The sequence below is a fragment of the Burkholderia sp. Bp9015 genome (assembly GCF_003853505.1).
Lineage (GTDB): Bacteria > Pseudomonadota > Gammaproteobacteria > Burkholderiales > Burkholderiaceae > Burkholderia.
In genome coordinates, this window is record NZ_QTPZ01000006.1 from 221,141 (window position 1) to 247,946 (window position 26,806).

The 26,806-nt window shown below is 66.5% G+C and carries 23 protein-coding genes and 1 tRNA gene; 16 read left to right on the plus strand and 8 right to left on the minus strand.

The window, feature by feature from the left end; all coding sequences use genetic code 11:
- Positions 1-42 precede the first annotated feature (42 nt).
- From DIE12_RS09645 to DIE12_RS09680, 8 genes are all read left to right on the plus strand, one after another.
- Complete coding sequence (locus tag DIE12_RS09645; RefSeq protein ID WP_044845245.1) at positions 43-1,047, plus strand: ABC transporter substrate-binding protein; 1,005 nt, start codon at positions 43-45, stop codon at positions 1,045-1,047.
- 115 nt (positions 1,048-1,162) lie between these two features.
- On the plus strand, positions 1,163-1,960 hold the full coding sequence (locus tag DIE12_RS09650) for an ABC transporter ATP-binding protein (protein ID WP_044845187.1): 798 nt from the start codon (positions 1,163-1,165) through the stop codon (positions 1,958-1,960).
- A gap of 24 nt (positions 1,961-1,984) precedes the next feature.
- Entirely contained in the window at positions 1,985-2,842 is an 858-nt protein-coding gene (locus tag DIE12_RS09655; protein WP_124520428.1) for an ABC transporter permease, read from the plus strand.
- Between the two features lie 76 nt (positions 2,843-2,918).
- Positions 2,919-4,286 (plus strand): sensor histidine kinase, encoded by a 1,368-nt coding sequence (locus tag DIE12_RS09660; RefSeq protein ID WP_044845186.1) that lies wholly within the window; start codon positions 2,919-2,921, stop codon positions 4,284-4,286.
- A gap of 106 nt (positions 4,287-4,392) precedes the next feature.
- Positions 4,393-5,070, plus strand: a complete 678-nt coding sequence (locus DIE12_RS09665; RefSeq protein WP_044845185.1) for a response regulator — start codon at positions 4,393-4,395, stop codon at positions 5,068-5,070.
- Between the two features lie 256 nt (positions 5,071-5,326).
- Positions 5,327-6,457: a porin gene (locus tag DIE12_RS09670; RefSeq protein WP_124486784.1), complete on the plus strand. Its 1,131-nt coding sequence runs from the start codon at positions 5,327-5,329 to the stop codon at positions 6,455-6,457.
- A 359-nt stretch (positions 6,458-6,816) separates the two neighbouring features.
- Positions 6,817-8,835, plus strand: coding sequence for a site-specific DNA-methyltransferase (locus DIE12_RS09675; protein WP_124520427.1), 2,019 nt, complete (start codon positions 6,817-6,819; stop codon positions 8,833-8,835).
- Positions 8,835-11,870: a type III restriction-modification system endonuclease gene (locus DIE12_RS09680; protein ID WP_124486780.1), complete on the plus strand. Its 3,036-nt coding sequence runs from the start codon at positions 8,835-8,837 to the stop codon at positions 11,868-11,870. The genes DIE12_RS09675 and DIE12_RS09680 overlap by 1 nt, the downstream gene beginning before the upstream one ends.
- Positions 11,871-12,130: 260 nt before the next feature.
- On the opposite strand, the gene DIE12_RS38040 is transcribed toward DIE12_RS09680, so the two are convergent.
- The 5 genes from DIE12_RS38040 to egtB all read right to left on the minus strand — a co-directional run bounded on the left by DIE12_RS38040 (position 12,131) and on the right by egtB (position 15,874).
- Complete coding sequence (locus tag DIE12_RS38040; RefSeq protein ID WP_185500352.1) at positions 12,131-12,520, minus strand: hypothetical protein; 390 nt, start codon at positions 12,518-12,520, stop codon at positions 12,131-12,133.
- A 222-nt stretch (positions 12,521-12,742) separates the two neighbouring features.
- Positions 12,743-12,997, minus strand: a complete 255-nt coding sequence (locus DIE12_RS09695) for a glycine zipper 2TM domain protein (RefSeq protein WP_044845180.1) — start codon at positions 12,995-12,997, stop codon at positions 12,743-12,745.
- Positions 12,998-13,053: 56 nt separating this feature from the next.
- Entirely contained in the window at positions 13,054-13,356 is a 303-nt protein-coding gene (locus DIE12_RS09700; protein ID WP_124486778.1) for a hypothetical protein, read from the minus strand.
- A gap of 282 nt (positions 13,357-13,638) precedes the next feature.
- Entirely contained in the window at positions 13,639-14,652 is a 1,014-nt protein-coding gene (gene egtD, locus DIE12_RS09705; RefSeq protein ID WP_124520423.1) for an L-histidine N(alpha)-methyltransferase, read from the minus strand.
- Positions 14,636-15,874: an ergothioneine biosynthesis protein EgtB gene (egtB, locus tag DIE12_RS09710; RefSeq protein WP_124520421.1), complete on the minus strand. Its 1,239-nt coding sequence runs from the start codon at positions 15,872-15,874 to the stop codon at positions 14,636-14,638. Before egtB ends, egtD begins: the two co-directional genes overlap by 17 nt.
- Before the next feature lie 586 nt (positions 15,875-16,460).
- Here egtB and DIE12_RS09715 point away from each other — a divergent pair.
- Both DIE12_RS09715 and DIE12_RS09720 read left to right on the plus strand, forming a co-directional pair.
- Positions 16,461-16,937, plus strand: coding sequence for a carboxymuconolactone decarboxylase family protein (locus DIE12_RS09715; protein WP_124520419.1), 477 nt, complete (start codon positions 16,461-16,463; stop codon positions 16,935-16,937).
- Positions 16,937-17,818 (plus strand): sigma-70 family RNA polymerase sigma factor, encoded by an 882-nt coding sequence (locus DIE12_RS09720; protein WP_124520425.1) that lies wholly within the window; start codon positions 16,937-16,939, stop codon positions 17,816-17,818. The genes DIE12_RS09715 and DIE12_RS09720 overlap by 1 nt, the downstream gene beginning before the upstream one ends.
- Positions 17,819-18,047: 229 nt before the next feature.
- On the opposite strand, the gene DIE12_RS09725 is transcribed toward DIE12_RS09720, so the two are convergent.
- A tRNA-Val gene (locus DIE12_RS09725) sits at positions 18,048-18,124 on the minus strand.
- 356 nt (positions 18,125-18,480) lie between these two features.
- Between DIE12_RS09725 and DIE12_RS09730 the strand changes: the two genes are divergently transcribed.
- From DIE12_RS09730 to DIE12_RS09745, 4 genes are all read left to right on the plus strand, one after another.
- Positions 18,481-19,416 carry a glycosyltransferase family 2 protein gene (locus DIE12_RS09730; RefSeq protein ID WP_044845175.1) on the plus strand — a complete coding sequence of 312 codons (936 nt, stop codon included), beginning with the start codon at positions 18,481-18,483 and terminating at the stop codon, positions 19,414-19,416.
- Positions 19,417-19,554: 138 nt separating this feature from the next.
- On the plus strand, positions 19,555-21,063 hold the full coding sequence (locus DIE12_RS09735) for a hypothetical protein (protein WP_260426248.1): 1,509 nt from the start codon (positions 19,555-19,557) through the stop codon (positions 21,061-21,063).
- Positions 21,064-21,134: 71 nt separating this feature from the next.
- Positions 21,135-21,923: a bifunctional 2-polyprenyl-6-hydroxyphenol methylase/3-demethylubiquinol 3-O-methyltransferase UbiG gene (locus tag DIE12_RS09740; protein ID WP_124486772.1), complete on the plus strand. Its 789-nt coding sequence runs from the start codon at positions 21,135-21,137 to the stop codon at positions 21,921-21,923.
- A complete protein-coding gene (locus tag DIE12_RS09745; protein WP_124486771.1) occupies positions 21,920-22,258 on the plus strand; it encodes an EamA family transporter in 339 nt (112 codons plus the stop codon). Before DIE12_RS09740 ends, DIE12_RS09745 begins: the two co-directional genes overlap by 4 nt.
- 1,092 nt (positions 22,259-23,350) lie before the next feature.
- Here DIE12_RS09745 and DIE12_RS09750 read toward each other — a convergent pair.
- Positions 23,351-24,112 (minus strand): anti-sigma factor, encoded by a 762-nt coding sequence (locus DIE12_RS09750; RefSeq protein WP_124520415.1) that lies wholly within the window; start codon positions 24,110-24,112, stop codon positions 23,351-23,353.
- Positions 24,109-24,627: a sigma-70 family RNA polymerase sigma factor gene (locus tag DIE12_RS09755; protein ID WP_124520413.1), complete on the minus strand. Its 519-nt coding sequence runs from the start codon at positions 24,625-24,627 to the stop codon at positions 24,109-24,111. The genes DIE12_RS09750 and DIE12_RS09755 overlap by 4 nt, the downstream gene beginning before the upstream one ends.
- A 158-nt stretch (positions 24,628-24,785) precedes the next feature.
- Between DIE12_RS09755 and DIE12_RS09760 the strand changes: the two genes are divergently transcribed.
- Positions 24,786-25,874 carry a catalase family peroxidase gene (locus tag DIE12_RS09760; RefSeq protein ID WP_124486768.1) on the plus strand — a complete coding sequence of 363 codons (1,089 nt, stop codon included), beginning with the start codon at positions 24,786-24,788 and terminating at the stop codon, positions 25,872-25,874.
- Complete coding sequence (locus DIE12_RS09765; RefSeq protein ID WP_124486767.1) at positions 25,871-26,404, plus strand: cytochrome b; 534 nt, start codon at positions 25,871-25,873, stop codon at positions 26,402-26,404. The genes DIE12_RS09760 and DIE12_RS09765 overlap by 4 nt, the downstream gene beginning before the upstream one ends.
- Positions 26,405-26,806: the final 402 nt, after the last annotated feature.

Consider the following 26,806-nt stretch of genomic DNA (forward strand, 5'->3'; position numbering starts at 1 on the left):
CAAGCATCGCGCCATACGAATACAACGAAGGAGACGACCCCGATGCGACCCATCCTGCGCACCCTCGCCGTGGCAGCCAGCCTGAGCTGCGCGCTCGCCGCTCACCCCGCTTTCGCCGACGACGGCGGCAAGATCACGATCATGGTCGGCGGGATCGCGAAGCTGATCTACCTGCCCGCGCGGCTCACGCAGGAGCTCGGCAACTTCAAGGCCGAAGGGCTCGACGTCGAGCTGCTGTCGCAGCCGGCCGGCGTCGACGCCGAGAACGAGCTGCTGGCGGGCGCCGTGCAGGGCGTCGTCGGCTTCTACGACCACACGATCGACCTGCAGAGCAAGGGCAAGGACGTGAAGGCGATCGCCGTGTTCGGCCAGGTGCCGGGCGAGGTCGAGATGGTGTCGACCAAGGCGGCACCCACTTTCAAGTCGATGGCCGACGCGAAGGGCAAGACGCTCGGCGTGACGGGCCTCGGCTCGTCGACGAGCTTCCTCACGCAATATCTCGCGCTGCAGCACGGCGTGCCGTCGACGCAGTACACGATGCTGCCGGTCGGCGCCGACGCGAGCTTCATCGCCGCGATCAAGCAGGGCCGCATCGACGCCGGGATGACGACCGAGCCGACGGTGTCCGCGCTCGAGAAGATGGGCGACGCGAAGGTGCTGGTCGACCTGCGCACGCTGGAAGGCACGCGCGCCGCGCTCGGCGGCACCTATCCGGCCGCGAGCCTGTACGTGCAGTCGGCGTGGGCCGATTCGCACAAGGCCGAAGCCACCAAGCTCGCGCACGCGTTCGCGAAGACGATGCAGTTCATCCACACGCACAGCGCCGAGGAAATCGCCGCGAAGATGCCGGCCGACTACCAGAAGGACAAGGCGCTGTACGTGTCCGCGCTGAAGGCATCGCTGCCGATGTACACCGCCGACGCGAAGATGCCGGCCGACGGCCCGGCGACCGTGCTGAAGGTGCTGTCGGCGTTCAACCCGTCGGTGAAGGGCAAGCACATCGACCTGGCGCGCACCTACACCAACGATTTCGTGAACGCGAAGTAATCGATCTCGGCGCCGGCGGCGGCGATCCCGCCGCCGCGCGTTCCCCGTTCCGGCCCGGCTGACCGGCCCGGCGCCGCCACGATGCGGCGCCCTCATCACCCGCAGGACGAATGCGATGACCCAGGCAGTTTCTCCGAGCACACCGGCGATCGAGTTTCGCAATGTGTCGTGCCGCTTCATTTCGCCGGAAGGCAAGGCCACCGTCGCGCTGCGCGACTTCAGCATGAGCGTCGCGCGCGGCGAGTTCATCGCGATCGTCGGGCCGACCGGCTGCGGCAAGTCGACCACGCTGAACCTGATCACCGGGCTGTTGAAGCCGGCTTCCGGCGAGGTGCGCGTGATGGGCCGCCCGGTCGACGGGATCGATCCGCGCATCGGCTTCGTGTTCCAGGCCGACGCGGTGTTCCCGTGGCGCAACGTGATCGACAACGTCGCGGCAGGCCCGCTGTTTCGCGGCCGCTCGAAGGACGTCGCCTACGCGCAGGCCGAGGAATGGATCCGCAAGGTCGGCCTCGACAAGTTCACGAAACACTACCCACACCAGCTCTCCGGCGGGATGCGCAAGCGCGTCGCGCTCGCGCAGACCTTCATCAACCAGCCGGAAATCCTGCTGATGGACGAGCCGTTCTCCGCGCTCGACATGCAGACGCGCACGCTGATGCAGGACGAGCTGCTGCAGCTGTGGTCCGCGAACAAGGGCTCGGTCGTGTTCGTCACGCACGATCTCGAGGAGGCGATCGCGCTCGCCGACCGCGTGTTCGTGCTGACCGCGCGCCCCGCGACGCTCAAGCGCGTGTACGAGATCGACCTGCCGCGCCCGCGCGTCACGTCGGAGATTCGCTACGACACGCGCTTCATCGAAATTTCCAAGGACATCTGGCACGACCTGCGCGAAGAAGTGCAGATCGGCTGACAGCAGCAAGGACAGGACAGGAGCATGACCGACATGACGCTTCCCCCCACCGCCATTCCGGCAACGTCGCTCGAGGACGAGTCGCGTGCCGCTCAAACCCGGCTGCGCCGCCGCCGGCAACTGATCATCGGCCTGCGGATCGCCGTGCTCGTCGTCGTGCTGGGCGGCTGGGAACTCGCCGCGCGCCTGAAGTGGATCGATCCGTTCTTCTTCTCGCAGCCGACGCTGATCTTCGCGCAGCTCCAGGACTGGTTCGCGAACGGCACGTCGCAAGGGCCGCTGCTTACGCAGGTCTGGGTGACGCTCGAGGAAACCACGATCGGCTTCCTGATCGGCTCGGTCGCCGGCGTGCTCTGCGGGATCGTGCTCGGCCGCAACAAGCTGATGTCCGACGTGTTCGGCCTCTATATCCAGATCGCGAACTCGATCCCGCGCGTCGTGCTCGGCTCGATTTTCGTGATCGCGCTCGGCCTCGGCATGGCGTCGAAGATCGCGCTGGCCGTCGTGATGGTGTTCTTCGTCGTGTTCGGCAACGCGTTCCAGGGCGTGCGCGAAGCCGACCGCTACCTGATCGCGAACGCGCAGATCCTCGGCGCGTCGCGCCGGCAGATCACCACGTCGGTCGTGATTCCGTCCGCGCTGTCGTGGATTCTCGCGAGCCTGCACGTGAGCTTCGGCTTCGCGCTGGTCGGTGCGGTCGTCGGCGAATTCCTGGGTTCCAAGCAGGGCATCGGCCTGCTAATCTCCACCGCCCAGGGCGCGTTCAACGCGAGCGGCGTGTTCGCGGCGATGATCGTGCTGGCCGTGGTCGCGCTGGCCGCCGACTATCTGCTGACCTGGCTCGAGAAGCGCTTGCTCAAGTGGCGCCCCGCCGCGTTCTGAGCAACGCACGCATCATCGAATGACACGCCCGAACCGCGCCGGTTACCCCGGCGCGGTTCGGCATTGAGGAGACGGAATGGCGCACAGCCTGCGCGGGCGGCTCTTGTGGTGGCTGCTGCTGCCGCTCGCGGCTTTCGTGCTGATCGCGGGCGCGATGTCGTACGACACCGCGCGGCGCACGGCCGGGCTCGTACAGGACAGCGCGCTCGTCGCGTCCGCGCGCACGATCGGCGAGGACGTCGAATGGCGCAACGGGCGGCCGGCGGCCGACGTGCCGCCGGCCGCGCTGGAGATCTTCGAATCGCCGTCGGGCGATTCGGTGTTCTACAAGGTAATCGACGGCCACGACCGGCTGCTCGCGGGCAACCCGGCGCTCGCGGTGCCCGGGCGGCACGGGGTCGAGCCGACGCTGTACGACACGTCGCTCGACGGCGTGCGGCTGCGCGCGGCCGCCTACGACCGCCAGCTGTACGACGAGGGGCAGATCGAGACGGTCACGGTGATCGTCGCGAAGACGACGCGCTCGTACGACGCGATGGTCGCGACGATCTGGCGGCCGCAGCTCGTGCGCCTGTCGCTGATGCTGGTGCTCGCGATCGTGCTCGTCTATCTCGGCCTCACGCTCGAGCTGCGCCCGCTGATGAAGCTGAAGGACGACGTCGCCGACCGCGGGCCGATGGAACTGGAGCCGATCCGCCCGGAGCGGCTGCAGCACGAGCTGCGGCCGATCGTCGACGCGATCAACCAGTGCATCGCGCGGCTCAATACGCACACGGCCACGCAGCGCCGCTTCATTGCCGACGCCGCGCACCAGCTGCGCACGCCGATCGCGGTGCTCGACACGCAGATCCAGTACGCGCAGCAGCGCGACCATGACGATCGCGAGCTGGCGTCGGTGCTCGACAGCATGCAGCGCAGCAGCCGCAAGATGGCCGACGTGACCGACAAGTTGCTGCTGCTCGCGCACGCGGAAGCGACGCCGTCGACGCTGCTCACGCATCGCGTCGATCTCGCGGCCGTCGTGTCGAGCGTGCTCGAGGAAACCATCGTGCTCGCGCAGCAGCGCGACATCGACCTCGGCGCCGATCTCGGCGAACGGCTCGACGTCGCGGGCAGCGACAGCCTGCTGACCGCGCTGGTGATGAACCTCGTCGACAACGCCGTGCGCTATACGCAGCCGGGCGGCTGCGTGACGGTCGCGGCACGGCGCGACGGCGCCGCGGTCGTGCTGGAGGTGGTCGACAACGGCCCCGGCATTCCGGCCGAAGCGCGGCCGCACGTGTTCAAGCGGTTCTACCGCGTGTCGGCCGACACCGAAGGCTCGGGCCTGGGCCTCGCGATCGTCCGCGAGATCGCGCAGGCGCACGGCGGCAGCGCGTCGCTCGCGCCGGGCCCCGGCAATCGCGGTATCGTCGTGACCGTGCGGCTGCCCGCGTACGATTGAAGAGTGCGCCCAAACCTGTCGCTGCGCGCCAGGCCCCCCAAGGGGACTACCTGCCGGGCGGGAAACTTGGGGCGGCCCGACGTTTCCTTGAAGAGATGAAGTCGCCATGAAACTCCTGCTGGTCGAAGACAACGCCGAACTCGCGCACTGGATCGTGAACCTGCTGCGCGGCGAGGATTTCGCGGTCGACTGCGTCGGCGACGGCGAGCGCGCCGATACCGTGCTGAAGACCGAGCGCTACGACGCGGTGCTGCTCGACATGCGGCTGCCTGGCATCAGCGGCAAGGAAGTGCTCGCGCGATTGCGGCGCCGCAACGACAACGTGCCGGTGCTGATGCTGACCGCGCACGGCTCGGTCGACGACAAGGTCGACTGTTTCGGCGCGGGCGCCGACGACTATGTGGTCAAGCCGTTCGAATCGCGCGAGCTGGTCGCGCGGATCCGCGCGCTGATCCGCCGGCAGGCCGGCGTCGGCACGACGCAGCTCGTGTGCGGCGATCTCGTCTATGCGTTCGGCACGCGTGAATTCCGCTGCGGCGACACGGTGCTCGCGCTGCGCCGCCGCGAGCATGCGATTCTCGAAACGCTGATGCTGCAGCAGAACAAGACGGTATCGAAGGCGCGGCTGATGGACAGCGTGTTCGCGCTCGACGACGAGCCGAGCGCGGATGCGATCGACATCTACATCCACCGGCTGCGCAAGCATCTCGCGCTCAGCACGGCCGAGATCATCACGCTGCGCGGGCTCGGCTATATCCTGCGCGCGAAGACCGCGCAGGACTGACGGCGCGGCCCGCGGCATCGATTCGCAGCACGTAACGTTGTTTTGGCAGCCCGCGGGCTGCCCGCCTGCCCGATTCCCGATTATTGCGATTTCGGTGTTTTCACCGATCCGATTCTTTCCTCCGGGAAAGCGGCGTGAAGGATTGCCCCCTCTACGATGCTATGCGTCGACCCTCTCGCTGTGGTCGGCAACAATCGGCATACATTACGTACTGCCAACAAACAGATTTCAATGCGGCAGCTCGGAGGAGACGATCTTGAAACGAAAAACCCTTGCCCTTTCCATCGCGGCGGCAGGCCTGTGCGCCGGCACCCAGGCGCAGGCGCAGTCGAGCGTGCAGCTTTACGGCCTGATGGACCTGAGCTTTCCGACCTACCGGACCCACGCCGACGCCAACGGCAACCATGTGATCGGCATGGGCAACGAAGGCGAGCCGTGGTTCAGCGGCAGCCGCTGGGGCCTGAAAGGCGCCGAGGACATCGGTGGCGGCACGAAGATCATCTTCCGCCTCGAAAGCGAATTCGTGGTCGCGAACGGCCAGATGGAAGACGAGGGCCAGATCTTCGACCGTGACGCCTGGGTCGGCGTCGAGGACGAGCGCTTCGGCAAGCTGACGGCCGGCTTCCAGAATACGATCGCGCGCGACGCGTCGGCGATCTACGGCGACGCGTACGGCTCCGCGAAGCTGACGACCGAGGAAGGCGGCTGGACCAACTCGAACAACTTCAAGCAGATGATCTTCTACGCGGCCGGCCCGACCGGCACGCGCTACAACAACGGCGTCGCGTGGAAGAAGCTGTTCAGCAACGGTATCTTCGCGAGCGCCGGCTACCAGTTCAGCAACTCGACCTCGTTCGCGACCGGCTCCGCATACCAGGTCGCGCTCGGCTACAACGGCGGGCCGTTCGCCGTGTCGGGCTTCTACAACCACGTGAACCACAACGGCTTCAGGAACCAGACGTTCTCGGTCGGCGGCGACTACGCGTTCAGCATCGTGCGCCTGAACGCCGGCTACTTCCGCTACAACGGCGACCAGGGCGCGCTCGGCCAGCGCCACGACGATTCGTGGACCGTGTCGATGAAGATCGCGCCGAAGGGCGCGCTCGACTACGAGCTCGGCTATCAACAGATGCGCATCAAGAACGCCGCGTACAACGCCGACGGCTTCACGCCGAACGCGAACCTCGGCGCGTTCAGCCTGACCAACGGCGTCGGCAACGGCTTCAAGGAGACGATCTATGGGTCGGTGTTCTACCACCTGAGCAAGCGCACCGAGGTGTATCTGGCCGGCGACTACATGAAGCTGCATGGCGGCTACAAGGTGTCGTCGACGTTCGGCGCGAAGAACCAGCTCGAACTGACGTCGGGCATCCGCACGCGCTTCTGACCCGAGGGCCGGTCATCCGGGCGGGGCCCGCCGGGCTCCGCCACACCCTCCATCCGGGATTCTCCATGCTGGCACGGCGGCGCATCGCGCTGACCGTGCCCTTTTTTTCGCCTTTTTTTCGTCGCTTTTGGCCCGCGCAGCGCCCCCGGGGAACGCCGGTCGGCCGCCGCCGCGACCACCGGCCCGAAGCCGCTTGCGGCCCGTCGGGCGGGCGATCGCGGCCGATGCGCGCACGATCGCCTCACATCGGTGCTTGACCTGCGCCGACCGACTCGCTAGCGTTTCGGGTTTGCCCGGGTGGCCATTGCCGCCGGTGCCGTGAGTGCGCCCGACGTCCTGGCGCACGCGGCCGGGCTCCGATGGAAAAAACGATGCAGAAACTCGATGCGGCGAGCCCGCAGGCGATGTCGACGGATTTCACCGCCGATAACGTCGCGCGCCTGAAGGCGCTGTTCCCCGAACTCGTGACCGAAGGCCCGGACGGCGCGTCGGTCGACGTCGACGTGCTCAAGGCGCTGGTCGGCGAGCGCACCGTCGGCGACGCCGACGAGCGCTACGGCTTCCACTGGCACGGCAAGCGCAGCGCGCGCCAGGCCGCGCTCACGCCGTCGACGGGCACGCTGCGTCCGTGCCCTGCCGACAGCGTCGCATGGGACGACACGCGCCACCTCGTGATCGAGGGCGACAACCTCGACGTGATGAAGCTGCTGCACAAGAGCTACGCGGGCAAGGTGAAGCTCGTCTACATCGACCCGCCGTACAACACCGGCAGCGATTTCGTCTATCCGGACGACTTCAGCGACAGCATCCGCCACTACCTGGCGATGACGGGCCAGACCGAAGGCGGCGTAAAGCGCAGCACCAACACCGAGGCGAACGGCCGGTTCCACACCGACTGGCTGAACATGATGTATCCGCGCCTGAAGCTCGCGCACGCGCTTCTGTCGGACGAAGGGCTGATTGCCGTGCACATCGACGAGCACGAGGTGCATGCGCTCGTGCTGATGCTGCGCGAGATCTTCGGCGAGGAGAACGAGCTCGGCGTCGCCGTGTGGGACAAGCGCAACCCGAAGGGCGATGCGCGCGGCGTCGCGTACCAGCACGAATCGCTGGTGCTGTTCGCGCGCAACGCCGAGACGCTGCTCGAGCAAGCGCCGCTGAAGCGCCCGAAGCGCAACGCGCAGCGCATGCTGGATGCCGCGCACGACGCGGTGTACCGCAGCGGCAACGCGAAGGACGCGCAAAAGGCCTACCGCGCGTGGATGAAGGCGCAGACCAACCTGTCGGGCGGCGAGGTGATGTACGACCGGCTGTCGGCCGACGGGCGCGTGTACCGCCTCGTGTCGATGGCGTGGCCGAACAAGAAGAAGGCACCGGACGAGTATTTCACGCCGCTGATCCACCCGGTCACCGGCAAGCCGTGCGCGATGCCGGCGCGCGGCTGGCGCAACCCGCCCGCGACGATGCAGGCGCTGATCGAGCGCGGCCAGATCGAATTCGGTCCGGATGAAACCACGCAGCCGCAGCGGATCTACTACCTCGACGAGAACATGTACGAGAACGTGCCGTCGGTGCTGCCGTTCGCCGGCTCCGACGACGCGCTGCTGAAGACGCTCGGCATCCCGTTCGACCAGCCGAAGCCGGTCGATTTCGCGGCGGCCGTGATCGGCTGGTGCACGCGCGGCGACGACATCGTGCTCGACTGCTTCGCCGGCTCCGGCTCGACCGGCCACGCGGTGATGCAGGTGAACGCGACCGACGGCGGCGCGCGCCGCTACATCCTCGTACAGCTGCCCGAGGCGCTCGACCGCCGCGACAAGACACAGCTCGCGGCCGCCGATTTCTGCGCGAAGCTGAAGAAGCCGCTGACGCTCGCGGAAATCACGAAGGAACGCCTGCGCCGCGCAGCGCAGCAGGTCGCGCGCGACTTCCCGGAAAGCTATGGCGACCTCGGTTTCCGCGTGTACCGGCTCGATACGACCAACGTGATCGAATGGGATCCGCGCCGCGACGACTTCGACCACGCGCTGTTCGCCTCCGTCGAGCACGTGAAGACCGGCCGCAGCGAGGACGACCTGCTCGCCGAACTCACGTTGAAGCTCGGCCTCGATCTGTGCACGCCGGTCGAGCATCACCCGGTCGCGGGCAAGACCGTGCACCTGATCGGCCGCTCGATCGTCGCGTGCTTCGACGCGCGCGTCGCGCGCGACGACGCGGGCCCGCTCGCCGACGGCATCGTCGAGCTGCTCGACGCGACGGGTGCCACGCGCGACGTCACGTGCCTGTTCCGCGACAGCGGCTTCGTCGACGACGTCGCGAAGCTCAATCTCGCCGCGCTGCTCGAACAGCACGGCGTGAAGCGCGTGCGGAGCCTGTGATGCGGCTGCATTTCGAAGCGGATCTCGACTACCAGCGCGAGGCGATCGACGCCGTCTGCGACCTGTTTCGCGGCCAGGAATCGTATCGCGGCGACTTCAGCGTGCTCGCGAACGCCGCGCCCGGCACGACGGCCGCGGCGCAAGGCTCGCTCGGTTTCGCGGTGTCGGAGCAAGGCGTCGGCAACCGGCTGTCGCTGACCGACGACGCGCTCGCGCGCAACCTCGCCGACGTCCAGCTGCGCGGCGGGCTGCCGCCGTCCGGCCAGCCCGGCTCGCGCGACTTCACCGTCGAGATGGAGACCGGCACCGGCAAGACCTACGTGTACCTGCGCACGATCTTCGAGCTGAACCGCCGCTACGGCTTCACGAAGTTCGTGATCGTCGTGCCGTCGATCGCGATCAAGGAAGGCGTGCACAAGACGCTCTCGATCACCGAGGATCATTTCCGCGCGCTGTACGCGGGCGTGCCGTACGACTACTTCCTGTACGACTCCGCGAAGCTCGGCCAGGTGCGCCACTTCGCGGCGAGCGCGGCGATCCAGATCATGGTGATGACGGTCGCCGCGATCAACAAGAAAGAGATCAACAACCTCTATAAAGACAGCGAGAAGACCGGCGGCGAGAAGCCGATCGACCTGATCCGCGCGACGCGGCCGATCGTGATCGTCGACGAGCCGCAAAGCGTCGACGGCGGGCTCGAGGGGCGCGGGCGCGAAGCGCTCGCCGCGATGGCGCCGCTCTGCACGCTGCGCTATTCGGCCACGCACGTCGACCGTCACCACATGGTGTACCGGCTCGATGCGGTCGACGCGTACGAACGCAAGCTCGTCAAGCAGATCGAGATCGCGTCGGCGATCGTCGAGGATGCGCACAACAAGCCTTACGTGCGGCTCGTCGGCGTGTCGAACCGGCGCGGCGCGATCAGCGCGCGCATCGAGCTCGACGTCGCGACCGCGGCCGGCGTGAAGCGCCAGATCGTGACGGCCACCGACGGCGACGATCTCGAGCGCCTGACCAGGCGCGCGTTGTACGCGGGGCTGCGGATCGGTGAAGTGCATGCGGTGAAGGGCGCCGAGTACGTCGAGCTGCGCCATCCGGAAGGCGAGGCGTTCCTGTCGCTCGGCGAGGCGTTCGGCGACATCGACACGCTCGCCGTGCAGCGCGAGATGATCCGCCGCACGATCCGCGAGCATCTCGACAAGGAATTGCGCCTGGCCGAGCGCGGCGTGAAGGTGCTGTCGCTGTTCTTCGTCGATTCGGTCGAACGCTATCGCCGCTACGACGAGAACGGGATGCCGGTGAAGGGCGACTACGCGCTGATCTTCGAAGAGGAATATGCGCGCGCGGCGCGTGTGCCGGCCTATCGTGCGCTGTTCGACGGCGTCGACGTCGCGCTCGAAGTCGAGCGCGCGCACAACGGCTACTTCTCGATCGACCGCAAGGGCGGCTGGACCGACACGAGCGAAAGCAGCGCCGCGGCCCGCGAGAACGCGGAGCGCGCGTACGGCCTCATCATGCGCGAGAAGGAAGCGCTGCTGTCGTTCGACACGCCGCTGAAGTTCATCTTCTCGCACTCGGCGCTGAAGGAAGGCTGGGACAACCCGAACGTGTTCCAGATCTGCACGCTGCGCGACATCCAGACCGAGCGCGAGCGTCGCCAGACGCTCGGCCGCGGGCTGCGCCTCGCCGTCGACCAGGACGGCGAACGCGTGCGCGATCCGGGCGTAAACACGCTCACCGTGATCGCGACCGAGCGCTACGAGTCGTTCGCCGAGAACCTGCAGAAGGAAATCGAGGCCGATACGGGCATCCGTTTCGGGATCGTCGAGGAACACCAGTTCGCGGCGCTGCCGGTGCAGGAAGGCGACGGGCCCGCGCATGCGCTCGGCATCGAGCTGTCGCGCGTGCTGTGGACCCATCTGCACGAGCAGGGCTACGTCGACGCGCAGGGCAAGGTGCTCGACCGGCTGAAGGATGCGCTGCGCCAGAGCGCGCTCGTGCTGCCCGCGGCGTTCGAGACGCTGCGCGCGCCGATCGTCGCGACGCTGCGCAAGCTGTCGGGCCGCTTCGCGGTGCGCAATGCGGACGAGCGGCGCGCGATCGCGTTGCGGCGCGACGCGTCGGGCAAGGCCGTCGTGTTCGGCGACGACTTCCGCGCGCTGTGGGACCGCATCCGCCATCGCACCGTGTACAGCGTCGAGTTCGACAACGCGAAGCTCGTGCGCGACTGCACGGCCGCGCTGCGCGACGCGCCGGACATCGCGCGCGCGCGGCTGCAGTGGCGCAAGGCCGAGATCGACATCGGCAAGGCCGGCATCGAGGCGATCGAGGTGGCCGGCGCCGGCACGGTGCTGATCGACGAAGGCGAGCTGCCGCTGCCCGACCTGCTCACCGAACTGCAGGACCGCACGCAGCTCACGCGCCGCTCGCTCGCGACGATCCTGGCCGACAGCGGCCGGCTCGACGATTTCCGCGTGAATCCGCAGCAGTTCATCGCGCTGGCCGCCGATGCGATCAACCGCTGCAAGCGGCTCGCGCTGGTTGCCGGCATCGCGTACCGGAAGCTCGGCGAACGCCACGTGCATGCGCTCGAGTCGTTCGAGAGCGAGGCGCTGACCGGTTATCTGCGCAACCTGCGGCCGGATGCGCGGAAGTCGATCCACGAGGCCGTCGTGTGCGAGACCGACGCCGAGCGCGCGTTCGCCGATGCGCTGGAAGCGCACGACGGCGTGAAGCTGTACGCGAAGCTGCCCGCATGGTTCCGCGTGCCGACGCCGCTCGGCAGCTATCACCCCGACTGGGCGGTGCTCGCGGAGCAGGATGGCGGCGAGCGGCTGTACTTCGTCGTCGATACGCCGAATGCCGACGGCGACGTGACGAGCGAGCACGAGCGCGCGAAGCTCGCGTGCGGCGAAGCGCATTTCCGGGCGCTGGTGGACGGCGGAGCGGCCGCGCGGTTCGTGCGCGTCAGGCAGGCCGACGCGTTGTTCGAGCCTGTTGCAGCCGTCGCGCCGCTGGCGGGCGCGGGACGCTGAAACAAAGGGCGGCGACGAGCCGCCCTTTTTTCATGACGCGGGCCGCGGCGCTGCCGCGATGCTCGCGTATGAGGGAGCGAATCCGCCTGTCATTCGCGTGAAAGCGGTTCGTATTCTGGCGCGTTCGTGCGTGCGGTTACGGCTGGTTGCAAATCGGGGTCGATGCGCGACGAGCAACGCGACACACCGCAGCGCCCCTTGGCCCGCTGGCAATGAAAAAGGGCGCCGAAGCGCCCTTCTTCCGCATGCGTGCGCCGCGCTTACAGCGTGTGGCCGAATGCGTTCCGATGCGCGTGGCGCGTGGACTTCGATGCATGCGCGGTATGCCCGTGCGAGCGCCCGTGACCGCTGCCCGGCTGCGCGCCGGCACGATCGGCGATCGAATCGGAGCGATCGGCTGCGCGCGACAGGCCCTTGTCGCGGTCGCCCGCGTGCATGCCGTTCGAGTTGCTCAGCGCTTCACCGCTCATGTGGCCGGCGGACATGCCGCCCGCATTGGCACCCATGCCGCCCATCCCGCCGGCACCATGGCCGCCGCCGTTGCCACCACCACCGCCACCACCATTGCCGCCGCCCGCCGCTTGCGCGGAAACGGCGCTGAGTGCGAGCAGCGCAGCTGCGAGCACGGACAGATATCGTTGCGTTTTCATTGTTTGCTCCCTGGAGCGCGTTCGAGTGACTGCATTCTAGGTACGCGCGCGCTTCGTGCGGCGCGGCGTTGTAAATGATCGTAACGGCGCGCGCGGCGCGGTTTCGTCGGATCGATCCGCCGGCGTTCGGCACGCTTGATGAACCGGCCGGTCGGCCGCCACCCGACAAGGGAAATGAAAGGCGGAGACGGCGCGATCGCGCCGTTCCGCCGGTGGCTACGCTTACTGCGCCGGCTGCACGCCCTGCGCTGCGGCCTTGCGCTGCGCGGCCAGTTCCTGCTCGTGTTTCTTCGCCATGTGGCGGCCTACGATACAGCCGCCGACCGCGCCGACCACGGCGTGATGTCCCGCGTAGTGGCCGGCGACGCCGCCCACCACCGCGCCCTTCATGCAGCCCGCCGCGTGCGCGCTGCCGATCGTTGCGAGCGCGACGACGGCGGCCGCCGCGCTATACCTGATGTGTCGAATGGGCATCATGCGATCACACTCCTCTCGTCGTCGTGCTCGGTGTCCTCATGAACCGGTTGCCCGGTTCAGTTCCAGCGGCCGCGCCAGCCGTCGCCGTCACGCCAGCCGCGCTCGCGCCACTCGTGCTCGCGCCATTCACGACGGCGCCATTCGTGTTCGCGCCATTGACGCTCACGCCAGTCGTCATCGCGATAGTAGCCAACCGGCGCGTACGTCACCGGCGGCGGCGCGACGTAGACCGGCGCCGGCGCCGCATAGACGCCCGGCACGCCGATGCCGACCGCCAGGTCGACGTGGGCCGATGCGATGCCCGAAGCTGCCAGCGCCGCTACGCCGAGAACTGCACCGAGAATAAGTTTCTTGCTCATTTCGCGACTCCCTGCACGTGTCGTGCGTCATGTGACTACGGTTCGGAGTCTAGGCACCACGGGCGGACACAGGTGAAACCGGTATGCGAGACCGGTAACGGACGTTTACGGAGGGGCGCGAAGCCTTACGGGACAAGGGTGACGAGCGATTCGACACGCCGTTGCAACGACGCATCGAATCGGGAGAGTCGGGAAATTTTGCCGGCGCGCGGGCCGGCGACGCAGACCGCACGCGTCCCGCGCGCACGCCGTGCGAGCGGATCGCGACGACTCGCGACGACGTTACGCGCGGATATCGTCGACGCTGCGCAGCCAGTGCACGCTGAACAGCTGGTCCGCGTCGGTCCACACGGTGTCGGGCTCGAAGCCCGCACGCCGCGCGATCGCCTGGAAGCCGTCGATCGTGAACTTGTACGAGTTCTCCGTGTGGATGCGTTCGCCGGCCTCGAAGCGGAACGCGTGGCCGCGCACGTGCACCGTCTGCGCGATATCGCTGACGAGATGCATCTCGATGCGCTGCAGCTCACGGTCGTAGAACGCGCAATGCGAGAACGCGTCGAGATCGAAATCCGCGCCGAGCTCCGCGTTCGCGCGGGCGAGCAGGTTCAGGTTGAACTGGGCGGTCACGCCCTGCGCGTCGTTGTACGCGTGATGCAGCGTGCGTTCGTCCTTCACGAGATCCGCCCCGACCAGCAGGCCGCCGCCGCGCAACAGCCGCGCGGCGTCGCGCAGGAACGTATCGGCTTCCTCCGGCGAGAAGTTGCCGATCGTCGAGCCGGGAAAGAAGCCGATGCGCCGGCGTGGCGTGCCGGTCAGCTCGGCCAGCTGCTCGGCCTTCGTGTAGTCGGCCGCGAGCGGCGCGACGTCGAGCCACGGATACGCGGCACGCAGCCGCGCGGCCGCGCCGTGCAGGTAGTCGGCCGAGATGTCGATCGGCACGTAGCGCGCCGGCGCGTTCGCATAGTTGTCCGCGCACGCGTCGAGCAGCACGCGGATCTTCTCGAGCGAGCCCGCGCCGAATTCGACGATGTCCGCATGCGGGCCGACGCGCCGCACGATCTCGGCCGCGCGATCGCGCAGGATCCCGAGTTCGGTACGCGTCGGGTAATACTCCGGCAGTTCGCAGATGCGATCGAACAGCGCGGAGCCGGCCGCATCGTAGAAGTATTTCGGCGGAATGCTGCGCGGCGTGCGCGACAGCCCGTCGATCAGGTCGCGCTCGAACGCGCTCGGCCGCGCATCGCGGGCGGGTTGCAGGCCACCGCTCGTGGCCGTCAGATCAGACGTCTCGCGCAAGTCGCACTCCCGTGAATTGCCAGCGCGCGGCCGGCGGAAAGAAATTGCGGTACGTCGGCCGTTCGTGCCCCGGCGGGGTCGCGATGCTGCTGCCGCGCAGGACTTGCTGGCCGACCATGAACTTGCCGTTGTATTCCGCGGCGACGCCTGCGAGCGGCCGAAAGCCCGGATACGGCTCGTAGGACGAACGCGTCCACTGCCATACGTGCCCGAGCATCTGCGCGATGCCATCCGCGCCGAACGCGGCCTCCCATTCGAATTCCGTCGGCAGGCGCGTGCCGGCCCATTCCGCATACGCCGCCGCTTCGTAGAAGCTCACGTGACACACGGGCGCATCGGGCGCGAGCGGCTCGACACCGTGCAGGCCGAACGCGCGCCAGGCGTGTGCGGCTGCCGGATCACCGTCGTCGCCGGGAATCCAGTACGCGGGCCCTTGCCACCCTTCCCGCTGCACCGTCGCCCAGCCGTCGGACAGCCAGTATTCGGGGCGGACATAGCCGCCGTCCGCGATGAAGGCCGCGAATTCCGCATTCGTCACGAGACGGTTCGCGATCTCGCACGGACGCACGAGCGCGGTATGGCGCGGCCGTTCGTTGTCGAACGAGAACGCGGCGCCATCGTGGCCGATCTCGACGAGCCCGCCCGGCTGATGCAGCCAGCGCAGCGGGCCGGCATCGCCCGCGGCCCGGGCGGCGTGCCCGGCGTGAGCATTGGCGCCGCTGCGCGGCCGGAACGCGGGCTTGAGCGGGTTGCACGAGAACGCATGCAGCATGTCCGTGACGATCAGTTCCTGATGCTGCTGTTCGTGATGCAGGCCGAGCTCGATCTCGGGCGCGATCGTGGCGAGCAACGCCGGATCGGCACCGTCGAGCGCGCGCAGCATCGCATCGTCGACGTACCGCCGGTACGCGTGCACCTCATCGAGCGACGGACGCGTGAGCAGCCCGCGCTGCGGCCGCGGATGGCGCGGGCCGAGCGCTTCGTAATAGGAATTGAAGAGGAACTGGAACGCGTCGTCGAACGGCGCGTAGCCGCGCACGCGGCGCATCAGTACGACGGTTTCGAAGAACCAGGTCGTATGCGCGAGATGCCATTTCACGGGACTCGCGTCGGGCATCGACTGCACGGCCTGGTCTTCGGCGGACAGCGTCGCGGTCAACGCGATGCTATGGGCGCGCACGTCCTGGTAACGGCGCTGAAGCTGGGATGCAAGGAGGCTCATCGGTTTACCGTTCACGTCGCGATTCGCTGCGTTGCGTTGCCGGAAAAAGGAAAGCCTTGCGCTCGGATGCGCGCGGCTGACGTGCGACCTTCATTGCTGCGTCGTCGGGCAGCCGGCGCGCGAGCCGGGCCGCTGGTGCGGCGTGACTTCATCTACCCGTGCAGAACAGTATGGGCCAGAAATGTGAACGTCGCGAATCGGATTTCGGGTGAAACGAGCGCGAAAGAAAAATGAAAGCATCGACCATGCGCGGAGCGGCGGCGTGACGAACCGTCGATGCCCGTCATGAGGGGGGCTCGGAGGGTGAACGCAATGTGCATGCCCGCGGGTTCGCCATGCCGACGCCTCATGACATCCACACCGGCGTCATGAAAGAACGGATGACACGGGTTCGCCACGCGAGCGGCGCCATGGAATCGAAATCGGCACGGGTCCGCGCGGCGGTGTCGCGGACCTCGACACCGCCGTTCAACCGCTCTGCCCTTCGCGCGCTTCCCGGCTTTTGAAAATTTTTTTGCGTCGATGTCACAGGCGCGCAGGGCTCGCTCGTCATATCGCCGGAACCCACACGAAAGGAGAAGGAACCATGACTGCGAAACTCAATCCGTTCGCCGCCGCGCCCGCAATGATGAAGAACTGGATGGCCGTCTCGGTCGCCGCTGCCGGGAGCCTCGAGCCGACACTGATCGAGTTGGTCAAGATCCGCGCGTCGCAAATCAACGCGTGCGCGAACTGCCTTAACATGCACACCGTCGAGGCGCGCGAGCAAGGCGAGACCGAGCAGCGCATCAACCTGCTGGCCGCATGGCGTGAAGCGCCCTGCTACACCGACCGCGAACGCGCGGCGCTCGGCTGGACCGACGCGCTCACGCGGCTTTCAGAAGGCCATGGCGCGCACGAGGCCGCGTATGCGGTGCTGAACGACCACTTCAGCCAGGAGGAACAGGTGAAACTCACGGTGATGATCAACGTGATCAACGGCTGGAACCGGCTGGCCGTCGGCTTCGGGCTGTGGATCGATCCCGCCGAGGCGAAGGCCGCTGCCGCGAAGATGGTGGCGTGATGACCCACCTCGATCCGGCCGCCGGCAGCGCCGCAGACCGGGCCGACGCAGCGGCGAGCTTCGACCCGCTGCGTCGGACGCTGATGCGCGTCGCGTACCGGATGCTCGGTTCCGTCGCGGACGCCGAGGACATGGTGCAGGAGGCGTTCATCCGCTGGATGGACGTCGATCGCACCGAGGTGCGCGTGCCCGAGGCGTTCCTGCGCCGCATGGTGATGCGCATGTGCCTCGACCAGCTGAAGTCCGCGCGGCACCAGCGCGAGACCTACATCGGCCCGTGGCTGCCCGAGCCGGTCGTCGAGGAAAATGAACAGGAGGACGTCACGCTGCCGCTGATGCTCGCGCTCGAACGGTTGTCGCCGCTCGAACGTGCGGCGTTCCTGCTGCACGACGTGTTCGGCCTCGCGTTCGACGAGATCGCGACGACGATCCAGCGCGACCCGGCCGCCTGCCGACAGCTCGCCGCGCGGGCGCGCACGCATGTGCGCGAGGCGCGGCCGAGGTTTCATGTCGAGAAGCAGCGCGGGATCGAGCTGGCCGAGGCGTTTTTCGCGGCGTCGCGCAGCGGCGACATGCGCGCGCTCGGCGCGATGCTCGCCGAGGACGTGAGCCTGCATTCGGACGGCGGCGGCAAGCGCACGGCCGCGGGCAAGCCGGTGTTCGGCTTCGAGCGCGTGATGAAGCTGCACGCGTACCTCGCCGAGCTGTTCGCCACGCATGCGTCGAAGCTCGTGCGCGCGGGGTTCGTCAACGGGCTGCCGGGGTTCGTCACACTGGAAGCGGATGGCGAGCTGCAGACGACGGCTCTCGAGATCGAGGGCGGGAAGGTCGTCGCGATCTATGTCGTGCGGAATCCTGACAAGTTGAGGCATCTGCATTGAGGGGTGGCGGATGGGCGCTTTGCGCCCGCTTCCCCTGCTCTGCGTTCTGCTTTGCCGGCTGCCGGCTGCTTGTTGCGCGTGGATCGCACACGCTGCATCGGCACGCGCATGCGAAGTTTCGGCCGCAAAAAGAAAAACGCCACGCGATGTTGCCGCGTGGCGTTTGTATGTTGGCGAGCCGGATTGCCTGTAGGCAATGCGAGCTGCCAGACCCCTTCATTTTGTTCGTTGGTAGGCTCGATTGGATTCGAACCAACGACCCCCACCATGTCAAGGTGGTGCTCTAACCAACTGAGCTACGAGCCTAAGAAGCCGCGAATTATAGAGAGGGTTTTGGAGGTGCGCAAGCCCCTTCGTGAAAATTTTTTGAATCGGGGAGGATGCGTTGGGGGATCGTCCGGCGCTCGAGCGCAGACCGCAATCGCATCCGGGTTCATCCTCACTGCGACGTCTCACCGGGCCCGGGTACGTTCCGTCATAATGGATTCGTCGCGAATCCGGGGCCGGGGGTTGCGAACGACAATCAAGAGCAGGAACCGGCCCGATCCGGTCACGGGGAACAGGCGCGCGCGATGCACGATCCGCGCGCCACCTTGCATGAACCAGTAGCACCTCGTGACGACGGCAGACCGCAACGCACGCGTAACGATATCGGGGTGGGTATGGTCGCGCTCAATCTGGTAATTCCCTGCTTCAACGAAGAAGCCGTGTTGCCGGAAACCGTACGCCGGCTCACGATCCTGCTTGATCAGCTTACCCGCGACGGCATCATTGACGGCGCGAGCGGCGTGACCTTCGTCGACGACGGTTCGCACGACCGGACCTGGTCCCTCATCGAAGGCTTCCATGCCGCTGATCCACGTATCCACGGCCTCAAGCTGTCGCGCAACCACGGGCACCAGAACGCATTGCTTGCCGGGCTCATGAGAGTCAACGGCGACGTGCTGATCAGTCTCGACGCCGATCTCCAGGACGACCTCGACGCGATTCCGCGCATGCTGCGCGAATACCAGTCCGGCGCCGAGATCGTATTCGGCGTGCGGCAGCGTCGTGACAGCGACGGCTTCTTCAAGCGCGTCAGCGCGCGCGGCTACTACCGGCTGCTGCGCCGCTTCGGCGTCGACATCTTGCCGGATCACGCGGACTTCCGCCTGATGAGCCGCCGGGCGATCGAAGAATTGCGCGGCTTCCGCGAGGTCAACCTGTTCCTGCGCGGCATCGTGCCGCTGCTGGGCTTCCGTACCGCGATCGTCCGGTACGACCGGCAGCCGCGCTTCGCCGGCGAAAGCAAGTACCCATTGGCGAGGATGATCCTGCTCGCGTCGGACGGTGTCGCGTCGTTTTCGACGAAGCCGCTGCAATGGAGCGCGTACGTTGGCGCGCTGCTCGCGCTGGCCTCGACCGTGTTCGGCATCTGGGCGCTGTCGATCCGGCTGTTCACCGACCGTTCGGTGCCCGGTTGGGCGTCCACCGTGATCCCGATGTACTTTCTCGGCGGCCTGCAGTTGCTGTTCCTCGGCGTAATCGGCGGCTATGTCGCGAAGATCTATTCGGAGACGAAGCAGCGCCCGCGCTTCATCGTCGAGAAGACGCTATGACGGGCCATCGGTCCTGTCGCGCAACGACCCGGTGCCAGGCTGGCGGCGGTCTCTCACGCGGGGGCTCGTGCAATGGATGACAGCACGGTAAGCGGCCGCTTGCCGCGTGCGTGGCCATATCGCACAGCCGATCGCACGTTGCGCGCATTGTTCGTTGCGACGGTCGCCGCCGCCGGCCTGCTGTTCTGGCTCGCGCCGCACCCGCCGATGGTCGATCTTCCGCAGCATGCGGCACAGGTCGCCACGCTGCGCGACCTGCTGCGCGGCCAGTCGCCATGGGCGCCATTGCTGCGGATCAATCTGTTTACGCCCTACCTGCTCGGCTATGGCGCGGCAGCGCTGCTTTCGTTCGTGATGCCCGTCGCGGCTGCGTTCAAGGTCATGCTGACCCTGTCGTTCTATGGTTTCGTCGCCGCGTACCTCGCGCTGCGCCGGCGTCTCGGTACGGACCCGCGCCTCGACTGGCTGTGCGTGCCCGGATTCTTCGGCTTCGCATACGAGTTCGGTTTCTACTCGTACCTCGTCGCCGTACCGGTCGCGATGATCTTCCTGGCGCTCGCGCTCGACTATGCCGGGCGGCCGACAGCCCGCCGCGGCGCACTGCTGGTGCTCGTGAATCTCGCGCTGTTTTTCTCGCACGGACTACTCTTCGTATTCGCGAACGCGATCGGCGTGCTGTTCCTGCTCGTGCGCCTGCGCACGACCAGCATGTTGCCGCGCGTGCTGCTCGCCTCGTGGCCGTATGCGATCCTCGCCTCCGTCACCGTGCTGTACGCGGCGTTGCATCGTGACGTCGATCTGACGCCGATGTATCCGTTTACCGTGATGTGGGGGATCAGCCCGGTCGTGCGCGTGTTCGCGGCCGTGCTCTATCCGTGGGGTGTCGCCGGCGACAGCCGTTCGCTGCTGGCATTCCTGCTGATCGCTGCCGCACCGTTCGTGATGGCATCGAAACCGAACCGGCAGGTCGCCGCCTATGTACCGGCAATCATCGTGACCATCGTCTGGTTTACCGTGCCGCTGTTCGCGATCAACACGTTTTTCCTGTATCCGCGCTTTGCGCTGTTCCTGTTTCCGTTTTATGCGCTGATGTTCCGCGCGCCCGCACCAATGGAACCCGGCCGGCGAATGCCGCAGCTCGCGCTGATGACGCAGTTGCTCCTTGCCGTGGTCTGCGCCGGTTTCATCGTTCAGCAAGGTGTCCGCGCGCTGCGCTTCGCCGACGAGAGCGCTGATTTCGACGTCATTGCCAACGCAATCGAACCCGCGCAGCGCGGCCTTGCGATCATCGTCGACAGGACGAGCCCGGCTGCCGGCAACCCGTATGCCTACGAGAACTTCGCGCTCTGGTATCAGGCCGAGCACCGCGGATTCGTCGATTTCAATGCCGCGCGGTTCCCGCCGCAGATCGTCCGCTTTCGGCTCGACCGGCTGCCCGGTGTCGGGCCGTCCGACGTCTCGCCGCTGCCGCTGTACCGGCACTTCGACTGGCAGCGGCACCAAGGGCGCCTGTACCGGTATTTCTTCGTTCGCGCCGAGACACCGCTGCCGGACACGTTTTTCGCCAATCCGGACTGTCGCGTCGTGCGCGTGAAGACGGCGGGCGAATGGTCGGTGTACGAGAAGCAGGCTTGTCGAGGCGATTGATTGCACTGCGTCGCATGCGGTGCGATGCGTCGCGCCACGTCGTGCACCGATCGCACCATCGGGAGATTGCGATGTCACCTGGATTCATCGCGGACGATACGCCGCGCTCGTATGACGAGATCTTCTACCGATACCAGCGCGAGGGATCGGCGCGGTCGGCGCATGGCGTGCTGCCCGGCGTCAACGCGCTGCTGAAGCCTGCGAGTATCCTCGACGTCGGTTGCGGTGCCGGAGCATGGCTCAGCGTGCATCGCCAGCTCGGCGTGCAGGACATCACCGGCATCGACGGCGACTATGTCGATCGTTCGATGCTGATGGTCGACCCTGCCGATTTCGTACCGGCCGATATTTCGAAGCGCTTCGATCTCGGGCGATCGTTCGATCTCGTCCAGTGCCTCGAAGTCGGCGAGCACGTGCCAAAGGCATCCAGCGAGGCACTCGTCGACAATCTCGTCCGGCACGGCAAGCGCGTGCTGTTTTCCGCCGCCGTGCCTGGCCAGGGCGGCGAGAACCACATCAACGAACAGCGCTACGAATTCTGGCGCGACCTGTTCGCGCGCCACGGCTACCAGCTGTTCGATTTCGTCCGGCCGATGATCGCCACGGACATGCGCATCGAGCCGTGGTACCGCTACAACCTGCTCTTTTTCGCTGCCGCCGACGAAGCGGAGTGGCTGCCGGACGCGATCGGACAACACCGCGTCGACAGCCGTTCGGGCATACCGGACGTGTCGCCGCCCGGCTACAAGGCGCGCAAGTTGCTGCTGCGCTGGCTGCCGGTGCGCGTGAAAACCGGCATCGCCATGCTGAAGAGCCGGATGGTCGCCAACCAATTGAAGCGCCACGAGGAACACCGGTGAAACTGTCCGTCTACGTGCTCATTCTGGCCGGCGTGTTCCTCGCGGCAACCGGCCAGGTCGCGTTCAAGATCGGTGCCGACGGCCGCCATGCATTGACTGAATTCATCAATGCGTGGGTCGCGCTGGGGTTGCTCTGCTACGGCGCAGGCACGGTGCTCTGGATCTTCGCTTTGAGCAAGACCGGGCTCACCGTCGTGTATCCGTTTACCGCGCTTACGTTCGTGCTCGTCTTTCTGGCCGGAATCGTGTTCTTCGGCGAGCGTGTGTCGTATGCGCAATGGGGAGGCGTCGCGATGATCCTCGGCGGGCTGTATCTGATCGCCATGGTTCGATAGCGGGGCGGACTGGCGCTGCAACTTATCCACAGCGCGCTATGGATAACCGTCCGGCAAGCCTCTGGATTCACAGTGGAACGATTGAGGATATGTCGACGCGACTGTGAATCGACGGAAAGTTGTTCTGTGATGCACAGCGATTTTCCTGTGCATCGCCTGTGGTTATGCATTCCACTTCATGCTGAAAATTCAGGGCGTTACGGAAGTTATCCACTGTGAGGCTGCGGGCTTGTTAACTATCACTACGTATATATACGAACTCTGTTAACACCTTTGGATAAGCACAGTCCGCCGACTGTGATCCGGGCGGGATATGCACTGCGTGCGGTGGATGGATCAAGCGAAGCCGAAGCCGGTGACCGCTCGAACGCTCGTATCGGTAGAATCGCCGGGGTTCGGGATCGTTGTCGGTTCAAGGGCGAGCGATTCAACGTGAAGTTCGATCCCGGCGATCGATGAAGGCTCCCGTCAATGAGATGCTGGTGATCGATATTGCTGGCTGCGTCGTGGGTGCTCATGACCGATGCGGCTGCACAAGGTCCGTTATGACGACCACGCCACCGTCGTACGACATGACGGACGACACGACGCTGGAGTCCGTGCGGCCGTGGCGCCCGATTGTCGCGTGTGGACAACCGGCACGCAAAACAATCAGGAACGCTGTGTGCCCCCCTCGGGAACACATTGATTCGAAGCGCTCACGCGCATGCGAACAACCCGTGAGCGGCCGAATCGAAATCCTGTGTACCAGCTCGGCGAGGGCGATGTGGATATCGCGACCCAAAGACACTCGAAATGCTGTGCGGGCCGAAGGTGAGTGATTCAACCAGAGACGGCATGCCGAGCCGCTGGGGCCGATGCGGATATCCTGCGTCCAGAAGACGCCAAACCCTGTGACGTCGGAACCGAAGAGGGTCTACCCATCCGGGAACGCACCGCGACGAGGTTCGCGGTGTGGACAACCACCACAAAAGCGAATTTAAACGCTGTGGCCCCGAACGGTGAACGTGCGTGCTTTCAGGCTTGTCGAACCGCATCGGACGGACCGCAGTCAGCGCACAACGGCCACCAACCGACAGCGTATCGTCCAGCTCAAATCTGCTGATCGAGCGCCCTCACGACCGCGTGCTCACCAAGACTATCCACAGGCCCGACCACCGCGAAGTTGAGCCCATTCACCGACCCATACCGCGCCAGCAACGACCCATCCACGCGTTGCCCGGCCGGCAGCAGCCGATGTTTCGATTCCGCGGGCCGGAGATAGAAGCTCAGCGTCCGCCCGGCGTCGTCCTCATAGAGCACCATCGCGGCCGTGGCCCCACTATCCGTCGTAAACAACCGCCCGCCAACCGGCCGGAACCCCGCCGCACTCAAATCCGGCAGCCTGGCCGATGCCCCCACGCGCCGGGTGAGCCAAGTTTGCAAATCCTTCGCACCCGTCGGCCGGAAATCCACCTTCGCGGCCTGATCGACCACCATCATCCGGTAAGCCTCGACCGCATCGCTCATCGGCGCAATCGGCGGCGCCGCGTTCCATCCACGCGCCTGCCAGCCGCCAAACGTCCCGAGCCCGATACAGAACACGAACGACGCCGCCATCGCGAACCGCACCCGCGAGCGCTCCGCACGCTTCGCACGAATCGCCGCCGGATCCAGCGCAGGATTCTCGCCAGGCATCCGCACGCCTTCGAGCGCGGCCCGTAACCGCTGCGCATCCTGCTGCCAGTGCTGCACCTGTTCCGCGCTCTCCGGATGCAGCGCGAGATATCGCTCGACCGCGGCGCGCGCATCGTCGTCGAGTTGGCCGTCGACATAGGCCTGGAGATCGTGTTCGTCGGGACGGAGCGTATTCATTTCATCAAACGGAGAGAAGGAGCGGGAAGCTCGCCGTCGCTGAGCTGGCGCAGCGCCTGGCGGGCGCGGGAGAGTCGCGACATCACGGTGCCGATCGGCACGTCGAGCAGGTCGGCAACTTCCCGGTACGTGAAGCCCTCGACCGCGACGAGCAGCAGCAGGCTGCGCTGCTCGTCGGACAAACGGCCGAACGCTTCGAGCGTCGCGCGCGCGGCCACCTCGCGTTCGGCGGACGGCCAGTGCGCTTCGTCGTCGTCGCGAATGCGGCCGAGCAGCCACGCATAGCGCTTCGCGCTGCGTTTGCCGTCGAGAAACTGCCGGTAAAGGATCGTGAAGAGCCAGCTGCGCAGCGACGCGTCGTCGCGGCGGCTCGCCCAGCGCGACAGCGCACGCTCGAGCGTCGACTGGACGAGATCGTCGGCCGCATGGACATCACGTGCCAGCCAGAGCGCGAAGCGTCGCAGCCTGGGGATGAGTTCGCGTAATGCGTCGTCGTCGGGGGCGTTTGAGGGCATGGCCGGGGGCGCGAGCCGATAAGCGTGGAGATGCCGCGTAGGACGCCGGTCGGCGCCGCTTATTCCGTCAGCATACGAAAAATTTCTTCATGGAATAAAGCGGCGCGGGTGGCGTCCTACACGCGTTCGACAATGATCTGACGATCGGGAGTGCATCCATGAAGCAATCATCCTCTTCTTCACCGCCGCGCGAGCCTGGGCGCGGATGGTGGCGCTGGGCCGTGATCGGCGGCGCGGTGGCCGGCGTGGCCGTGGCGTTCGGGTATGTCGGCGGCTGGCTCGCGCCGGCGCGTCTGACCCCGCACCGGCTCGTCGACGCGCTGCAGACGGCCGGCGGCGAGCATCCGGGTTTCCGGCGCAATCACGCGAAGGGCGTTTGCGTGACCGGCTACTTCGAAGGCAACGGCGCGGCTAGCGCGTATTCGGTCGCACCGTTCTTCAAGGCGGTGCGCACGCCGGTGGTCGGCCGCTTTGCGCTGCCGGGCGGGAATCCGTATGCGCCCGACAGCAGCGTGCCGATCCGCAGTCTCGCGCTGAAGCTCACCGCACCGGACGGCCAGCAATGGCGGACCGGGATGAACGCGATGCCGGTGTTTCCGGTGGCGACGCCGAAGGCGTTCTACGCGCAGCTGCTGGCGACCCGGCCGGATCCGGCGACGGGCAAGCCCGATCCGGCGAAGGTCAAGGCGTTTTTCGGCGCGCATCCGGAGACGGCTGCGTTCCGCGCATGGGTGAAGGGTGCGAAGCCGAGCGCGAGCTACGTCACCGAAAGCTATTACGGGCTGAACGCGTTCTACTTCGTCGATGCGGCCGGCAAGCGCCAGGCGGTGCGTTGGCGCGTCGTGCCGGAGCAGACGGCGGGCGCCGGGGACGTCGCGACGGCCGCGGATCCGAACGTGCTGCAGCAGGACCTGACGCGGCGCATCGCGGACGGCGCGCAGAAGTGGAAGCTGCTCGTCACGCTGGCGGAACCCGGCGACCCGGTGGACGACGCGACGAAGACCTGGCCTGCGCAGCGGATGACGATCGACGCGGGCACGCTCGTGCTCGATCGCGTGGAGCCGCAGGACAGCGGGCCGTGCCGGGACGTGAATTACGACCCGACGGTGCTGCCGCAGGGGATTCAGGTGTCGGGGGATCCGTTGCTGGCGGCGCGGTCGGCGGCTTATGCGGATTCGTATCTGCGCAGGACAAGTGAAGAGGCCGGCGTGGCTGGCGCGGCGCGATTGAGTGCGGAGGGACGATGATGAAGGCTGCTACGACGTTTGGCTTGCCGGCGAGGCTGCTGCATTGGGTGATGGCCGCGATGATCCTCGCGATGCTGTTCATCGGGGTGGGGATGGTGGCGTCGGTTTCCGGGCGGCACGATTTCCTGGTGGCGTTGCACAAGCCGCTGGGGATCGCCGTGCTGGTGCTGGTGTGTGTGCGAATCGTCGTGCGGCTTTCGTCGAAGCCGCCGGCGTTGCCTGAGGATTTGCCTTGGTGGCAGAAGGTTGCCGCGCATGGGTCGCATCTGGTGCTGTATGCGCTGATGCTGGCGATGCCGCTGATCGGGTGGGCGATGCTGTCGGCTGGCGGGTATCCGGTGACCTTGGGCGGCGGCGTGCAGTTGCCGGCGATCGTTGCGGCTGATCCGGTTGCGTTCGCCTGGCTCCGGGTCGCGCATCGCGTGCTGGCCTATCTGTTCTTCTTGACGTTCCTCGCGCACTTCGCGGCGGCGCTGTATCACGGACTGATTCGACGGGACGGCGTGGTGAGGGCGATGGTTGGGCGGTAATCGACGGAAGGTTGAGTTCGCTGCGGCGGGGCGGTTCACGGGCGACCGAGGCTGCTCTTGCCGTGCCGCTTATCTATGACCACTAGGGCGGTTCAGCGGCTCCCGGCCTAGCACGTCAAAAATATTTCACAAAAGGGGTTGCGGAGACCGGGGCAGGTGCTTAGAATCACGCCTCTTTCGCGCTAACGGAAACGCAGCGCGGGGGGAAGAAGGGAAGCGGTGCTGTTGAAGTCGGTTTTATCGACTCCAGTGCGTACGAAATTAAACCGTAGTCGTCGCAACGAAGTAGTTAAAAAAGTTGTTGACGAGTTTTAAAAAACGGTTGATAATCTCGCTTCTCTGCTGCTGAAAACGCAGCGCTGCTGAGAAAGCCTCCGGGTCCTCGCAGAAATGCTCTTTAAA

What these genes read in the sequence shown, in the direction of transcription:
- DIE12_RS09650 (WP_044845187.1), top strand. Translation starts at nt 1,163, where the DNA reads ATGACCCAGGCAGTTTCTCCGAGCACACCGGCGATCGAGTTTCGCAAT.
- egtB (WP_124520421.1), bottom strand. Translation starts at nt 15,874, where the DNA reads ATGAGCCTCCTTGCATCCCAGCTTCAGCGCCGTTACCAGGACGTGCGC.
- DIE12_RS09740 (WP_124486772.1), top strand. Translation starts at nt 21,135, where the DNA reads ATGTCACCTGGATTCATCGCGGACGATACGCCGCGCTCGTATGACGAG.
- DIE12_RS09750 (WP_124520415.1), bottom strand. Translation starts at nt 24,112, where the DNA reads ATGAATACGCTCCGTCCCGACGAACACGATCTCCAGGCCTATGTCGAC.
- DIE12_RS09645 (WP_044845245.1), top strand. Translation starts at nt 43, where the DNA reads ATGCGACCCATCCTGCGCACCCTCGCCGTGGCAGCCAGCCTGAGCTGC.
- DIE12_RS09755 (WP_124520413.1), bottom strand. Translation starts at nt 24,627, where the DNA reads ATGCCCTCAAACGCCCCCGACGACGACGCATTACGCGAACTCATCCCC.
- DIE12_RS09765 (WP_124486767.1), top strand. Translation starts at nt 25,871, where the DNA reads ATGATGAAGGCTGCTACGACGTTTGGCTTGCCGGCGAGGCTGCTGCAT.
- DIE12_RS09665 (WP_044845185.1), top strand. Translation starts at nt 4,393, where the DNA reads ATGAAACTCCTGCTGGTCGAAGACAACGCCGAACTCGCGCACTGGATC.
- DIE12_RS09720 (WP_124520425.1), top strand. Translation starts at nt 16,937, where the DNA reads ATGACCCACCTCGATCCGGCCGCCGGCAGCGCCGCAGACCGGGCCGAC.
- DIE12_RS09675 (WP_124520427.1), top strand. Translation starts at nt 6,817, where the DNA reads ATGGAAAAAACGATGCAGAAACTCGATGCGGCGAGCCCGCAGGCGATG.
- DIE12_RS09660 (WP_044845186.1), top strand. Translation starts at nt 2,919, where the DNA reads ATGGCGCACAGCCTGCGCGGGCGGCTCTTGTGGTGGCTGCTGCTGCCG.
- DIE12_RS09655 (WP_124520428.1), top strand. Translation starts at nt 1,985, where the DNA reads ATGACCGACATGACGCTTCCCCCCACCGCCATTCCGGCAACGTCGCTC.
- DIE12_RS38040 (WP_185500352.1), bottom strand. Translation starts at nt 12,520, where the DNA reads ATGAAAACGCAACGATATCTGTCCGTGCTCGCAGCTGCGCTGCTCGCA.
- DIE12_RS09730 (WP_044845175.1), top strand. Translation starts at nt 18,481, where the DNA reads ATGGTCGCGCTCAATCTGGTAATTCCCTGCTTCAACGAAGAAGCCGTG.
- DIE12_RS09760 (WP_124486768.1), top strand. Translation starts at nt 24,786, where the DNA reads ATGAAGCAATCATCCTCTTCTTCACCGCCGCGCGAGCCTGGGCGCGGA.
- DIE12_RS09680 (WP_124486780.1), top strand. Translation starts at nt 8,835, where the DNA reads ATGCGGCTGCATTTCGAAGCGGATCTCGACTACCAGCGCGAGGCGATC.
- DIE12_RS09695 (WP_044845180.1), bottom strand. Translation starts at nt 12,997, where the DNA reads ATGATGCCCATTCGACACATCAGGTATAGCGCGGCGGCCGCCGTCGTC.
- DIE12_RS09700 (WP_124486778.1), bottom strand. Translation starts at nt 13,356, where the DNA reads ATGAGCAAGAAACTTATTCTCGGTGCAGTTCTCGGCGTAGCGGCGCTG.
- DIE12_RS09715 (WP_124520419.1), top strand. Translation starts at nt 16,461, where the DNA reads ATGACTGCGAAACTCAATCCGTTCGCCGCCGCGCCCGCAATGATGAAG.